The sequence below is a fragment of the Moorella mulderi DSM 14980 genome (genome assembly GCF_001594015.1).
GTDB classification, from domain to species: Bacteria; Bacillota; DSM-521; order Neomoorellales; family Neomoorellaceae; genus Neomoorella; species Neomoorella mulderi.
In genome coordinates, this window is record NZ_LTBC01000001.1 from 59751 (window position 1) to 72406 (window position 12656).

Annotated in this window: 13 protein-coding genes and 1 riboswitch; of the genes, 3 read left to right on the top strand and 10 right to left on the bottom strand. The window is 54.6% G+C overall.

Annotated features, from left to right (window positions below; all coding sequences use genetic code 11):
• Positions 1–7 precede the first annotated feature (7 nt).
• Positions 8–1063, bottom strand: a complete 1056-nt coding sequence (locus MOMUL_RS00300; RefSeq protein ID WP_062280049.1) for a uroporphyrinogen decarboxylase family protein — start codon at positions 1061–1063, stop codon at positions 8–10.
• Positions 1064–1205: 142 nt separating this feature from the next.
• Entirely contained in the window at positions 1206–2219 is a 1014-nt protein-coding gene (locus tag MOMUL_RS00305; RefSeq protein WP_062280052.1) for an MtaA/CmuA family methyltransferase, read from the bottom strand.
• Positions 2220–2529: 310 nt separating this feature from the next.
• Positions 2530–2660: riboswitch (cyclic di-AMP (ydaO/yuaA leader) on the top strand.
• Between the two features lie 10 nt (positions 2661–2670).
• Here MOMUL_RS00305 and MOMUL_RS00310 point away from each other — a divergent pair.
• A complete protein-coding gene (locus MOMUL_RS00310) occupies positions 2671–3330 on the top strand; it encodes a C40 family peptidase (RefSeq protein WP_062280055.1) in 660 nt (219 codons plus the stop codon).
• 44 nt (positions 3331–3374) lie between these two features.
• On the opposite strand, the gene MOMUL_RS17735 is transcribed toward MOMUL_RS00310, so the two are convergent.
• From MOMUL_RS17735 to hpt, 4 genes are all read right to left on the bottom strand, one after another.
• A complete protein-coding gene (locus MOMUL_RS17735; RefSeq protein ID WP_062280059.1) occupies positions 3375–3563 on the bottom strand; it encodes a type II toxin-antitoxin system HicA family toxin in 189 nt (62 codons plus the stop codon).
• Between the two features lie 2 nt (positions 3564–3565).
• Positions 3566–3784, bottom strand: coding sequence for a type II toxin-antitoxin system HicB family antitoxin (locus MOMUL_RS00320; RefSeq protein ID WP_062280062.1), 219 nt, complete (start codon positions 3782–3784; stop codon positions 3566–3568).
• A 71-nt stretch (positions 3785–3855) separates the two neighbouring features.
• Entirely contained in the window at positions 3856–5406 is a 1551-nt protein-coding gene (guaA, locus tag MOMUL_RS00325; RefSeq protein WP_062280065.1) for a glutamine-hydrolyzing GMP synthase, read from the bottom strand.
• 115 nt (positions 5407–5521) lie between these two features.
• Positions 5522–6067, bottom strand: coding sequence for a hypoxanthine phosphoribosyltransferase (gene hpt / locus MOMUL_RS00330; protein ID WP_062280068.1), 546 nt, complete (start codon positions 6065–6067; stop codon positions 5522–5524).
• A gap of 174 nt (positions 6068–6241) precedes the next feature.
• Here hpt and MOMUL_RS00335 point away from each other — a divergent pair, with 174 nt between their 5' ends.
• Complete coding sequence (locus MOMUL_RS00335; protein ID WP_062280070.1) at positions 6242–6550, top strand: J domain-containing protein; 309 nt, start codon at positions 6242–6244, stop codon at positions 6548–6550.
• A 371-nt stretch (positions 6551–6921) separates the two neighbouring features.
• On the top strand, positions 6922–7167 hold the full coding sequence (locus tag MOMUL_RS00340) for a hypothetical protein (RefSeq protein ID WP_062280073.1): 246 nt from the start codon (positions 6922–6924) through the stop codon (positions 7165–7167).
• Between the two features lie 110 nt (positions 7168–7277).
• Here the strand turns inward: MOMUL_RS00340 and MOMUL_RS00345 are convergent, their stop codons facing one another.
• From MOMUL_RS00345 to MOMUL_RS00360, 4 genes are all read right to left on the bottom strand, one after another.
• Complete coding sequence (locus MOMUL_RS00345) at positions 7278–7967, bottom strand: hypothetical protein (RefSeq protein WP_062280076.1); 690 nt, start codon at positions 7965–7967, stop codon at positions 7278–7280.
• A 163-nt stretch (positions 7968–8130) separates the two neighbouring features.
• Positions 8131–9150 carry a uroporphyrinogen decarboxylase family protein gene (locus MOMUL_RS00350; protein WP_062280079.1) on the bottom strand — a complete coding sequence of 340 codons (1020 nt, stop codon included), beginning with the start codon at positions 9148–9150 and terminating at the stop codon, positions 8131–8133.
• A 19-nt stretch (positions 9151–9169) separates the two neighbouring features.
• Complete coding sequence (locus MOMUL_RS00355) at positions 9170–11017, bottom strand: ASKHA domain-containing protein (protein ID WP_407937678.1); 1848 nt, start codon at positions 11015–11017, stop codon at positions 9170–9172.
• Complete coding sequence (locus tag MOMUL_RS00360; RefSeq protein ID WP_062280085.1) at positions 10989–12635, bottom strand: response regulator; 1647 nt, start codon at positions 12633–12635, stop codon at positions 10989–10991. The genes MOMUL_RS00355 and MOMUL_RS00360 overlap by 29 nt, the downstream gene beginning before the upstream one ends.
• Positions 12636–12656: the final 21 nt, after the last annotated feature.

A 12656-nucleotide genomic window follows, 5' to 3' on the forward strand; every position in this document is an offset into this window, starting at 1 on the left:
TTTTCATTCAATTATTTTGATATATAAAAGTAGCTTCAATTAATGCTCTTACTTTTTCTTTTGTAGTTCCTGGTGCCAGTCCACCGGCTCCTGATAAAATATATCCGCCACCTTCTGCTCCTATTTCTAAACGGTCTAAAGCATAATTTTTAATTTCTTCTTTCGAAGCATTACGGATTTCTTTTACTGAATGTAGATTCCCCATCAAGCATATTTTATGGCCTATAGATGCTTTTATCTTTTCAATGGGATCTGCTCCAAACTGATAAATATTACATCCCATGTCCGGTATAAATTGAAAGATATGTTCCGAACGACCTTCATTATGCCAAAGACGTATCTCAGCATATGAAAACTCGGTAAAAATCTGTTTCATATAAGGAAAGAAATATTCTTTGTATAAAGAAGGTGATAGCTCGCTTGATAAATGATCTGCGATAAACAAACGTTTTATTTGGCCATTAACCTTTTCCTGTGCCCTTAGCCATTTAATAATGCTTTCAGTTAGAATAGTTAACAGCTTATGGACTAGTTCGGGGCAATCATAAAAGTCGTAAAATAATCCATCATAACCCCGCATCAAAGCAGCGATTTCCGCAGGTCCCATACTAAAAGCATGTCCTTCGATATATCCATAATCAGTCAACAATTTTTTATCGCAAGCTTGACGCATATACTTGTACTCTTTTAATACCTGGGGCATAAGGCCATCATTTTGGGGATCTACTACTTTTAACTTAAGTACATCTTCCGGTTTTTCTAGACATTTATGAGCAAAAGGAGCATCATCATCCAACCATTGAATTGGGCATCCCATAGCTGAAGCTTCAATAATAACCCCAAAATCTGGATGGATACCTGGAAATAATATTGCTTCGGGAAAATACTCCTGCATCTTCATCTGCACCTGAAGTTTGATATCTACATTTCTATAATAATCGAGACAATTAACGCCCGCCATACTCGGCATCCACGGGGCTAAGTCCCAAAGCGCTACCGGAACCCTTAAAGTTTTTTCATGTTTTACTGCTTTCATTACATCCTTCACAACTTCATTAAACAATCTCATTCCCCCCAAAGAGTTTAAACAAGTTAGCATCATTTTTCCATCAATAAAAGATATTCTACATTTAACTTTATAAACCTTTCATCATATTGCTTAAAATATCAAAACCTTGCTCTTGAGGTTGTGCGGCGTGCACATTTTAAGTATCACAGTATTCTTTTACGGCACTTACAATGGCTTTCAGGTTGGCATTGGGGGTCCGGAGAGGTACGGCGCACTCCGGAGCAATAATCTCGATACCGGCTTCAATGTTCGCGATTACTTCCCGGCGCACATCCTCGGGCGTGCCGTTGAAAAGGGTGACCGGATTGTTAATGCTGCCGGTCAAGGAGATACGGCCGGCGACAATCTCGTGGGCCTGACGGGGATTGACCTTGGAGTCAAAATGGAAACAGGTAAAACCAGCCCGGGCGATATAATCCAGGCGGTCGGTGGTATTGCCACAGATATGCAGGATTGTCGGGCCGTTAATCTGCTTCGTCATCTCTTGGTGCACTGGCAGGAGAAAGTCGCGGTAACAGGCGCCGCTCACCAGATCGCCGGTGGCATGGTCGGCCACTGTAACTACATCAGCCCCGGCGGCAAACTGAGCGTTGGCAAACATGACGCTGAGGCCTTTGAGTTTATCCAGGAAACGGCGTACTTTATCGGGTTCCAGGATAGTTTTTATGAGAAAGTTCTGGGTACCGTGCAAATGATAAGATAGGGTCCAGGGACCCATAACCTTGCCCACCAGGCAAACATGGTCGCCGTACTCTTTTTTCAGAATCCTCAAAGCATCCAGCACGGTACGGATGGAAGGTCTCTCCAGGAAATCGGGAGGAATAATAATGTCCTCCGGTTCTTCGTAAGGGTTTTCCAGGACATCGGGCATGGAATCAACTTCGCCCCAGCTCATCTTTAGGCCAAAGGCGGCCGCTTCCTGCTGGACACTGAAGTAAGGGGCGATAGTGTCGAACCCCAGGATCTCATGGCCGGTAGCGGCCAGGGTGGCCATCTTTTCCGCATCCAGGTGGACGTCTGGGAAATAGGCACCGCAAGCCTCCATACATTCGACAGTAGCCACGGAAGTGGGGTTACCTACAGGGATGCGATCCACCCACTGGCGATTTAAAGCACGCAAGACACGTTCTCTGGGGGTCAAGGCAGCCATACTTTTAACAGACCTCCTTAGTCACTTTATCTTCCCTAAAAATATTGTTGTTATCGAATTTTTTTCACTCAACCCACCAGTAAAATATTATTAATAAAGACTTTCGCTTCAACAGTTAAAGTACCTGTATACATTTTGCTATAAAATATCCAAAGTAATAGGTAAACAATATGCAGCATGCACATATATCATATTAATTTATTTAGAAGGCGAAATCAGACACTTTAGCGCAATTATTATTACTAATAGCACCATAATCACCCTACACCGCTTTTTACTTTTCTCTTTTTCGACGTTATAATAAAATGGTTATATTTTAGCACCGAATTCCCGCAATAACGGGAAACGGGGGATAATTTTTGGGGTGAAGAGCCTCCTGGCTCCGGGCTAACTCTCGGTCCGAACCCGGCAACTAACCTCGTAGGTGTGGAGAGAGTGAGGTCTAAGAAAATTGAAGAAGTGGGGTAAATACTGTCTTACCACCGTACTGGCCGGCTCCTTCATTTTAGCCGCCGCCGGGACCGCTACGGCCCAGCCCTACGAAGTAAAGAAGGGCGATACTTTGTGGGCCATCTCCCGCCGCTATGGCGTCACCGTCGAACAAATCCAGGCGGCCAACAACCTTCATTCTTCGTTAATTTTAGTTGGACAAGTCCTGGAGATTCCCGCATCCATCCCTTCCTCTGGGACAGAAGTGCGCAACGTCTTGCCTGCCTCCCGCGGGGAAGAAACTACTCCCACCACCACCGCTAAACGAGTGGCCGCCATTGCCAGGCAATATCTTGGTGTCCCCTACCGTTGGGCGGGGACAAGCCCCAGTGGTTTCGACTGCTCCGGATTTACCCAGTATGTTTTCCGCCAGGTGGGCATCGAACTGCCCCGCACCGCATCCGATCAGGCCGCCAGCGGCAGTCACGTCGCCAAGGAGGATCTCCAGGTAGGCGATCTAGTATTTTTCAACACCTATGGTACCGGAATCAGCCACGTCGGTATTTACATAGGTAACGGCAAGTTCATCAGCGCCTCCAGTTCCCGGGGGGTAGCTATTGATAACATTGATGACCCCTACTACTGGGGACGGCGCTACCGCGGCGCCCGGCGGGTGATATAAGAAAGCAATAAAAAAAGCACGCTATTTTTAAACGGAGCGTGCTTTTAAAATATTGGCTTTAAACCCGCCTGCTTGCAAAGTTCATTGGCTGTAATCCGGTCCAGCGTGCGGTGCCTTTTAACAGGTACCGTTTTTATACCATTGGTATAGATTGAATGGTTAGCACCTTCCCGTAGTAAATAAAAACCATTTGCCTCAAAGTAACGAATCAAGTCCCGACGTTTTATAGACACTGCTAAAACTCCACCGGCACCTGTTCTAATAATGCGCCTCCAGGAGGAATTTCTTTCTTTTGCTGGCGATAGGCCAGAATCATCTCCCGAAGGGCATCCTTAAGCATTTCTCTACATTCTTCCAGGGTTTTCCCTTCAGTTATTACCTCAGGCCACTCGACCAGTTGCCCCAGGTAACCTGAACTGATCTTTGTATAACGTGCCGTATAGTTGCTGAGCATAAATAACCCCCCCTTACCAAACCCTCATTATAAAGTATAACTCACCGCTCCTGGCCTTAGCAATTTTTTACCTACTCCCACTCTATGGTCGCCGGCGGCTTGGAGGTGATGTCGTAAACCACCCGGTTAACGTGGCGCACCTCGTTGACGATGCGGGAAGAGATGCGCTCCAGCAATTCGTAAGGCAGCCGCGCCCAGTCGGCTGTCATGGCATCGTCGCTGGTTACGGCCCGGACGACGATGGGGTAGGCATAGGTGCGCTCGTCGCCCATAACGCCCACGCTTTTCATGGAGGGCAAAACAGCAAATGACTGCCAGATTTCCCGGTAGAGCCCGGCCCGCCGGATCTCTTCGGTTACAATGGCATCCGCCTGGCGTAAAATCGCCAGCTTTTCCGGTGTAACCTCCCCCAGAATACGGATGGCCAGTCCCGGCCCGGGGAAGGGCTGGCGCCAGACTATTTCCTCGGGCAGGCCCAGTTCCTCCCCCACCCGGCGCACCTCGTCTTTGAATAAAAGCCGCAGCGGTTCGATTAGCTCCAGCTCCATGTCTTCCGGCAGGCCGCCGACGTTATGGTGGCTTTTGATAACGGCCGCCGTTTCGGTGCCGCTTTCGATGACGTCAGGATATAAGGTTCCCTGGACCAGGAAATCCACTTTCCCCAGCTTTCTGGCCTCCTCTTCAAAAACGCGGATAAACTCGTGGCCGATAATCTTGCGCTTCTCTTCCGGGTCGGTTACTCCTGCCAGTTTAGCCAGGAAACGCTCGCTGGCGTCGACATAAACCAGGTTCACCTGCAGGGCCTGGCCGAAGGTCTTTTGCACCTGCTCCGCCTCGCCCTGGCGCAGGAGGCCATGATTGACAAAGACGCAGGTTAAACGGTCGCCCACGGCCCGGTGCACCAGGGCCGCGGCCACGGAAGAATCTACGCCGCCGCTCAGGGCGCAGAGGACGCGGCCGTCACCCACCCGCTCGCGTATAGCCGCTACCTGCTCCTCGATAAAGGAGCTGACCGACCACTCACCGCGGCAGCCGCACACCTGGAAGAGGAAACGGCGGAGCATCTCCTGGCCCAGGGGCGTGTGCTTGACTTCCGGGTGAAACTGGACACCGTAAAGCCGGCGCCCCGGGTCGCTCATGGCTGCCACCGGCGTGTAGGCCGAGCGGGCCGTTACCTGGAAGCCCGGCGGCGGGGCACTGATATAGTCGCCGTGACTCATCCAGCACTGCATGTTCTGGGGTAACCCGGCAAAGAGGATGTCGTCAGTCGTTACTTCAAGCTCGGTCTTACCGTATTCCCGCCCTGCGGCTGCCTCCACCCGGCCCCCCAGGTCGTGGGCCATGAGCTGCATGCCATAGCATATGCCTAAAATGGGGATGCCGCTCTCATATAGAGCCCGGTCAATGCGGGGCGCCCCCGGGCTGTAAACGCTGGCCGGCCCGCCGGAAAAGACAATACCTTTGGGCCGCCGGGCAAGGATTTCTTCTAGGGGAGTATTAAAGGGGATCATTTCCGAATAAACCCCGGCTTCGCGTATCCGCCGGGCGATTAGCTGATTGTACTGACCGCCGAAGTCCAGGACCAGGACTATTTCCGCAGGTTGCTTGTTTTCTCGCATCATCTATCTACCCAACCTCACTGAATTAACCTTTATTTTACGGTGAAGCTCCTTTTGATGCAGGTCGCCCAACTATAGAGCTCTTGCCGTGTAAGGAGCAGGCCTGGCGACCCTCTTTTCATCTCTGCCCGTTGTAAACCTCCGGTTTTAAGACGCAGATGTCCGGCAAATGGCGGTATTTCTGGGCATAATCAAGGCCGTAGCCAACGACAAAATAATCCGGTATGGAAAAGCCGCTGTAGTCGACATGGACATCCACCAGCCGCCGCTCAGGCTTATCAAGGATGGTGCAGGAGCGCACACTTAAAGGTTTCCGGGCTTTTAAATTTTCCAGCAGGTATTTTAAAGTCAGACCGGTATCAACAATATCCTCCACAATCAGGAGGTGCTTATCTTCCACCGGCACTTCCAGGTCCTTCAAGATGCGCACTGCTCCCGAGGTGGTGGTCCCGGCGCCGTAACTGGAAACGGCCATAAAATCGAGCTGGAGGGGAATGGTAATCTCCCGTACCAGGTCGGCGAGGAAAATGATCGCCCCTTTGAGAATACCCACCACCAGCAGGTCCTTGCCGGCATAATCGCGGCTAATGGCCGCGCCCATTTCTTTAACCCGTTTTTTTATCTCAGCGGCGCTGACCAGGACTTCAGCAATGTCATCCTGCAAAAATAATTCCTCCCCCGAAATAAAAGTAAGATGTTACCTTCACCCCGGCAAACTTCCTCCACCGGCCTCTATTAATATACCTCTTGACAGTTTACCATAACCTTGTTATCTTCGCTGTATAACGGCAAAATCCTTCTGGCCGTCCGAATTTGGCGCCAAAGGAGTGAGCTACCGGTGTCCCCTGGTACCAGTACATTAGAAAAAAGGGCGCGCCAGGTCCTAGGGGTCAGTCACGATGCCGGCGCCCAGGCAATAAAAAAGGCGTACCGCCGCTTGGCCCGGCAGTACCACCCCGATTGTCACGCGGATGATAAGCTAACTATTGAAAAATTTATGCTAATCACTGAGGCTTATGAATACCTCCTGCGCCATAAACTGCCCGGGCGCAATTCCCTGTTAGCAGCCGGCCTTACCCTGGAAAGTGAAGATCCGGAGGAACGGTACGCTCGCTGGTGGATGGAGCATTTTCGGGAGTTTTTCTAGCGAAACAGGCGTACCCTGAGTTATCTAACTTAAGTGGCAGGGTCAGCGATACTTTAGCAGCGCCCGGTACTTGTCCTGGTGCCTTGTAAATGCTATAAATTAAGGTATAAGGCAGAAGTTAATATGAGCTGAGCGGAGATGGGCAATACGAGTTAGAGGTTCCAGATGAGACGACTCGGAGCTTTTGGGGTGAGGACCAGACCCGGAGGCCCTTTATGCCGCCCTCGCCGGCGGCCGGGAAAACGGCTTCCTGCTGGAAAGCTCCCTTTTTCACCCCCGCTGGGGCCGCTATTCCTTTTTAGGCAGCGACCCCTTCCTGGTTAGTCAAGACCAGGGGCTAGCAGGCCCGGCTCTCCTCTCCCGGTCAACCGGTGCAAACCCTTACCGGCAATCCCTGGAAAATCATCCGCTCCCTTATAGCCCCCTACATCCTCCCCCGGCGAGAACACCCCATTCCTTTCTCCGGTGGTATCGTCGGCTACCTGTCCTATGACCTGGGCCGTTACATCGAGAAGCTACCATCACAGGCTGCCGACGACCTGCCCTTCCCGGAAGGACGGTCGGCCCGGCACGGTGACAGCATTGCTCCAGGCCAGGTACAGGGAAGAAAAATTTAGAAAGCACAGTTGTTAACAGCAACCTGGCGCGATAACTTCGATATATTATCCCCTGGCCCAGCAGTTTTTCCGCGATCTTACCTTGAATTAACACTAAAAGCCAAACCGCCCTACTGGGGCGGTTTAATGTTGATGCGCTTGTTAAAATCGTAGAAGTCAACCGTCATGGTCAGTTTGTCCTGGGGGCGCTGGCGGTGGGCGGCTTCGAGGGAAACTTTGCGGATGTAGTTACTGCCCCGTTCCACCCAGAACTGGTAGTAAAGATCCTGCCAGTAGCTGTTGAGGAACTGGTTGTTGACCTGCGGCCGGCAGGTGAGGAGGTAGGGCCTCCCCGGCACCTTTTTCTGGCGGCCCAAAAACTTCAAATCATCCACCCGGGTAATTTTTAAAATGGATAGGGGATTGATTTCAGCCATATACTTTTCCTGCTCCAGGGGGTTGTTGCCAGGGGTGACCATCCAGCGTTTGGAGGTCGGGTCGCGAAAATAAGTGGTATCTTTGACCTGGTAGATTTCCACCGGCTGGCCGGTCATTTGGCCCTTTAAATACAGGCTGCCGTCACCGGCCCGTTCCCCGTCCAGGCTGCTTAAGCCTATTTTATTTCCGCCGGTAATCAGGCTGGCCTCGACGTGGAAACGGTAGCTGGTTGCCTGGTTGGTAGTATCAAGGGCCTGGACAATAAGTTCCTGGGGTTCGACCTTTATCTCCCGCAGGTAATAAGAATAAAACCAGCCGCCAGCCAGGGCCAGCACCAGCGCTACGGGTAAAATAACCTGCCAGCGTAAAAATCTACAGGCCAAGCAAACCACCTCTCCCGCCAGGTTCTACCCTCAAGTTGTACGAGGGTAGGGCCACCCTTTCGCCATCCGGGTTAGTGCCTGCCCGGATCCTTATTTAATGGTATGCCGGGAGGGAAAAAATATGCCAGGCCTTCTGGTAAAGGGTGCAAAATATAGGGTAAATTTAATAAGCACCATATTCAGCTACCGCCCGGTAAAGGGCCAGGACGTTCCGGGGTGGCAGGTCGGCACTCAAAATACCGCTGGAGGTAGAAAAGATATACCCGCCGCCGGGCGCCGCCGCTAGCAGGAGCTGCTCCACTGCCGCCGTAATGGTTTCTGGCGTGCCTGAAGCCAGGAGGTCCAGGTCGAAATTACCCATCAAGCACAGGCGCCCGCCGCACTCCTTCTTAATGGCGCCAATGTCCATGCCGGCGGCCGGTTCCAGGCACTGGATGCCGTCCAGGGGTAAGGCTGCCAGGTCGGGTAAAACGGCCCTCAAGTTACCGTCGGAGTGGTAAAGGACCGGAACACCCATGGCTTTAATGGCCTCTACCTGGCGGCGCAAAAGGGGCAAAAAGATTTCCCGCCACAGGCCGGGGTGAATGTAGGTTCCCCGCTCATAGGCAATGTCGTCGCCGATAAGCAGGCCATGGGCCCCGGCCTGGACGCAGAGGCGGGCCAGCTCCAGGTTAAAGTCAACTACAGCCGCGGCCAGGTCGCTGATGGCTCCCTCCCGGCCGGCCACCGCCAGGAGAAAATCCGTAAAATCAAAAAGCTTATTAGTCCCCTGGAAAGGGCCGTCTACAAAGGCAAAAACGAAGAAATCCGTTTCCTCCCGCCAGCGCCGTAAGGAACGCAGGTCAAAGGCGTTCGCGTCCGGCAGGCGGTAACTGGCTGCTTCCTGAAGGGAGGGGATAGCCGGGGCCTGAACGGTAGTCAAACCCCTCTGCCGCCGCAGCCGCCGGCCCCAGATATCCTGGTAGCAGTCATTTCCCTCTTCCTTTAACGGAGTCTGGGGAGTAACGGCCAGGAGGTCCATCCCCAGGAGATCCCGGGCAGCCACTTCCTCAGCAAAACCCGCCGGTCCTTCCCGGCCCAGCAGGGCCGCCACCAGCCCCGGTTCCAGCTCAAATTCTCCCGCCGGCACCCGGTCGGGCCGGCCCCGGGCCAGGGCCACCTGCACCCGTTCAACATGATTCACGGGCCTTCACCTCCAGAATTTATGGTAATAGAAGCGACTTCATAAACACTTCCTGGAAAGATGGCCGCGTCATGAGTTCGATATAGCTCACCTGGCGGGCTATTGTTTCGCCCCGCTGCCTTTCGGCCATGGAAAGGAGGGCCAGCCGCGCCCCGGTGCCGGCGGCATTGCCCACCTGGCGGAAGGCGCTCAAAGGAAGTTTGGGGAACATGCCGATGGTAATGGCGCTTTCCAGCTTCAGGTGGGTACCAAAGGCCCCGGCGACCACAACTTCTTCCAGGTCGGCCACCGTGAGGCCCGCTGCCTCCAGGAGGAGCAGGGTGCCGCTGGCAATGGCCGCCTTGGCCAGCTGGATCTCGCTGATGTCCTTCTGGGTTACCACCAGGTCGCTGTCAATGCCGGTTTCCTCAGCCGGCACCAGGAGGAATTCCGCTGGGCCACCCTCAGCAGGTCGCCTTACCCGGGGATGATTTAAATCCAGCCGGCCGCTGGCATTGAGGACGCCGGTGCGGTAAAGCTCGGCCACGGCGTCCAGGATGCCGGAACCGCAGATACCCAGCGGCGGTACACCGCCAATGCTCTCCCAGTAGACCTCCCGTCCGTCGTCACTGAGCCGGACGGCGGCGATGGCCCCGGTAATGGCGCGCATTCCTTGGGCGATATGGGCGCCTTCAAAGGCCGGCCCCGAAGCGCAGGAGCAGGAAAGCATTTTACCGCCGTAACTTAAAACAATTTCCGTATTGGTACCGATATCCAGGCCCAGGGTGACTTTACGGGCCTCGTCAAGGCGGCTGCCCAGGATCATGGCCACATGGTCGCCGCCGACAAAGCCGGCAATTACCGGCTGGAGATAGACATAGGCTCCCGGGCTGAAGTTTAGACCCAGGCTCCGGGCTTTTACTTCTACAGGTATGGTCAAAGCCGGCACGTAGGGGGCCCGGGCGAGCTGCTCTACCGGCAGGTGCAACAACAGGTGGTGCATGGCGGTGTTGCCCACGATGACGGCTTCTTCAATGTCTGCGGTGGTAACGCCGGCCTTCCCGGCCAGGGTGGCGGCCAGCCGGTTCAACCCCTCGATTGCTACTTCCTGGAGGCGCCGGTAGGCGGCTTCTCCCTCCAGGGCATAGCCCAGGCGCGCCATGACATCTTCGCCATAGGCGATCTGGGGGTTCATGATCCCGTCGGCAGCCAGGGTAGCCCCCGTTTCCAGATTTATCAGGAAACCGGCCACCTTGGTGGTCCCCAGGTCGACGGCCAGGCCCAGGGGCGGCGGCGCCGGCCGGCCGGCATAAATGTTGATCACCTCTTTACCGCGCACCGTAACCACGCCGGTGCCGCCGGCCGCCATGGGTTCCGTTACCAAAGCCAGGTTAAAATCTATTTCCGGGCGCTCCAGGCCGTAAGTGGCCTCCAGCTCGCCGGCCACCTGCTGCCAGAGGGGCCGGGGGTTCTCAATGGTCGTCCTGGTTAAAGGAAGATTATACCTTTTAACCGGCGCTTCCGGGACTACTGCGACGTCCAGCCCTTCCACCTGAAGTTTCTGAACTCCGAGCATGGATTCCGGGGGGATCTCCACTTTCAGCGGTCCTTGGATGACTGCCTGGCAGGCCAGGCGATAACCCTGTTCCAGCTGCTCCGGCTTCAAGAAACGCCTTTCCGCCGGCGTCGGCTCCCCGGCGTCGCCGGCGGCTACCCGCACCCGGCAGCGGCCGCACAGGCCCCTGCCGCCGCAGGGTGCCGTCAGGCCCCCGGCTCCCAGGGCCAGCCCCAGTTGCTGCGCGGCGGCTAAAATAGTCTGGCCAGCCGCAACCTGAGCGCGCCGGCCCACCGGCTGGAAATCAACCAGCACTTCCTTCAAACTTAGCACCCCCTATTTTGCGGAACACGCTGGGCGTGTACCCTTCCTGCTTTTTAAATACCTGGCTGAAATAACGGGCGTCGTGATAACCGACCCGTTCGGCTATTGCCGCCACCGGCAGGTTGGTATTCAGCAGCAATTCCTTAGCTGCTCTAAGGCGTACCCTGGTCAGGTAATCAATGAAGTTCTGGCCCTTAACCTGCTTAAAGAGGCGGCTGAAATAACAGGGACTTAAATATACCTGCTGGGCGACTTCTTCCAGGGTGAGATCCTGGCTGAAGTTGGCTTCGATAAACTTGCTGGCCCGGTCAATAAGAGAAGAATTGCGTTGTTCCCGGCTGGCTGCTACCTGATCTGCCAGGTCCATCAGGCGCTCCAGGAGGCGCTGCCGCATAGCCGCCAGGTTATCAAGGTTTAAAAATTCGCTGCTGGCAGCCAGGGTGAGGTTGGAAACGGCCTCCGGGTCGGCTCCCCCTTCCAGGGCGGCATTGGCTGCCAGGGCCACCAGTTCCAGGAGTTTCATCTTTAACAGGGCCGGGCGCCTTTCCTGTTCCAGGAGCAGTTTCATTAAAATATTGCTGGCCTGGCGGTAAGCCAGCTCCCGCTCACCCATGCGGATGGCCTGGGCCAGTTCCTGTTCCTCCTGCACCGGTAGGGAGCGGCCGGCCCTGGACCGGGTGGTTACGTCGTCAGCATGGATAACCTGGTCGCCGCCATAAAGCAGGCGGAATTCAGCTGCCGCCGCCGCCTCGGCATAGGAACGGGCCAGGTCGGTAACCCGTTCAGCCAGGCGGCCAATACCCACCGTCACGGTCACTTCCGTGTCCTGGCGCACCTGGCGGCAGATGGCCTCGCCCAGCTGGATGGCGGCCCGGCGGGGGTCACGTTCCTTTCCCAGGTGATCGAGGGGCAGGAGAACGGCAAATTCGTCCCTGGTGACAGGTGCTACCAGGGCTCCCGGCCAGCCGGCCGTTGCTTTTTCAATACTCTCCTTTACCCGCTGCTTTAAAAGCTGCCGTTCAATTTCCGTCCCTTCCCGGGCAAGGCTAGCAAAATTATCAATATCTACCAGCAAGGCCAACCGCGGCAGGGAGGTAATCCCCAGGAAAAGGGCGCGGCTCTCGGCCTCGGCTCCTGCTATATTCCCATTGATCAGGTCCATAATAAAGCCCAGGCGGATCAGGGGCTTCATTTCTTCCAGGGCCTCTTTGAGCCGGGCCGTTTCCTGCTGGCGCCGGCGGGTTGCAGAAATATCGGCAGCCAGTTCATCCAGGAGCTTGATCATTTCTTCCCCGTCTACCGGCTTTAATAAATATTTCGAGGCGCCCAGGGAGACTGCTTCGCGGGCGTAATCAAATTCGCCATAGGCGGAGACAAAGATTAGCCTGGTTTCGGGAAGAAGTGACCGTATCTCCCGCCCGGCAGTAAGGCCGTCCATGACGGGCATCTTAATGTCAAGGAAGACAATATCCGGCCGCAAAGTTGCTGCCAGGTTTACAGCCTCCATACCATTACCTGCTTCAGCAGCCACCTGGTAGTGGGGCCGTTCCCTGGCCAGCAAAAAACGCATGGCCTGCCGCTCCAGGGGTTCGTCGTCAACAAGCAGGATCTTGATTTCCGTGGACAAAACCGGATATAGCCCCCTTCA

Coding starts and splice junctions, on each gene's coding strand:
- guaA (WP_062280065.1), bottom strand. CDS start 5,406: ATGATGCGAGAAAACAAGCAACCTGCGGAAATAGTCCTGGTCCTGGAC.
- MOMUL_RS00305 (WP_062280052.1), bottom strand. CDS start 2,219: ATGGCTGCCTTGACCCCCAGAGAACGTGTCTTGCGTGCTTTAAATCGC.
- MOMUL_RS00320 (WP_062280062.1), bottom strand. CDS start 3,784: ATGCTCAGCAACTATACGGCACGTTATACAAAGATCAGTTCAGGTTAC.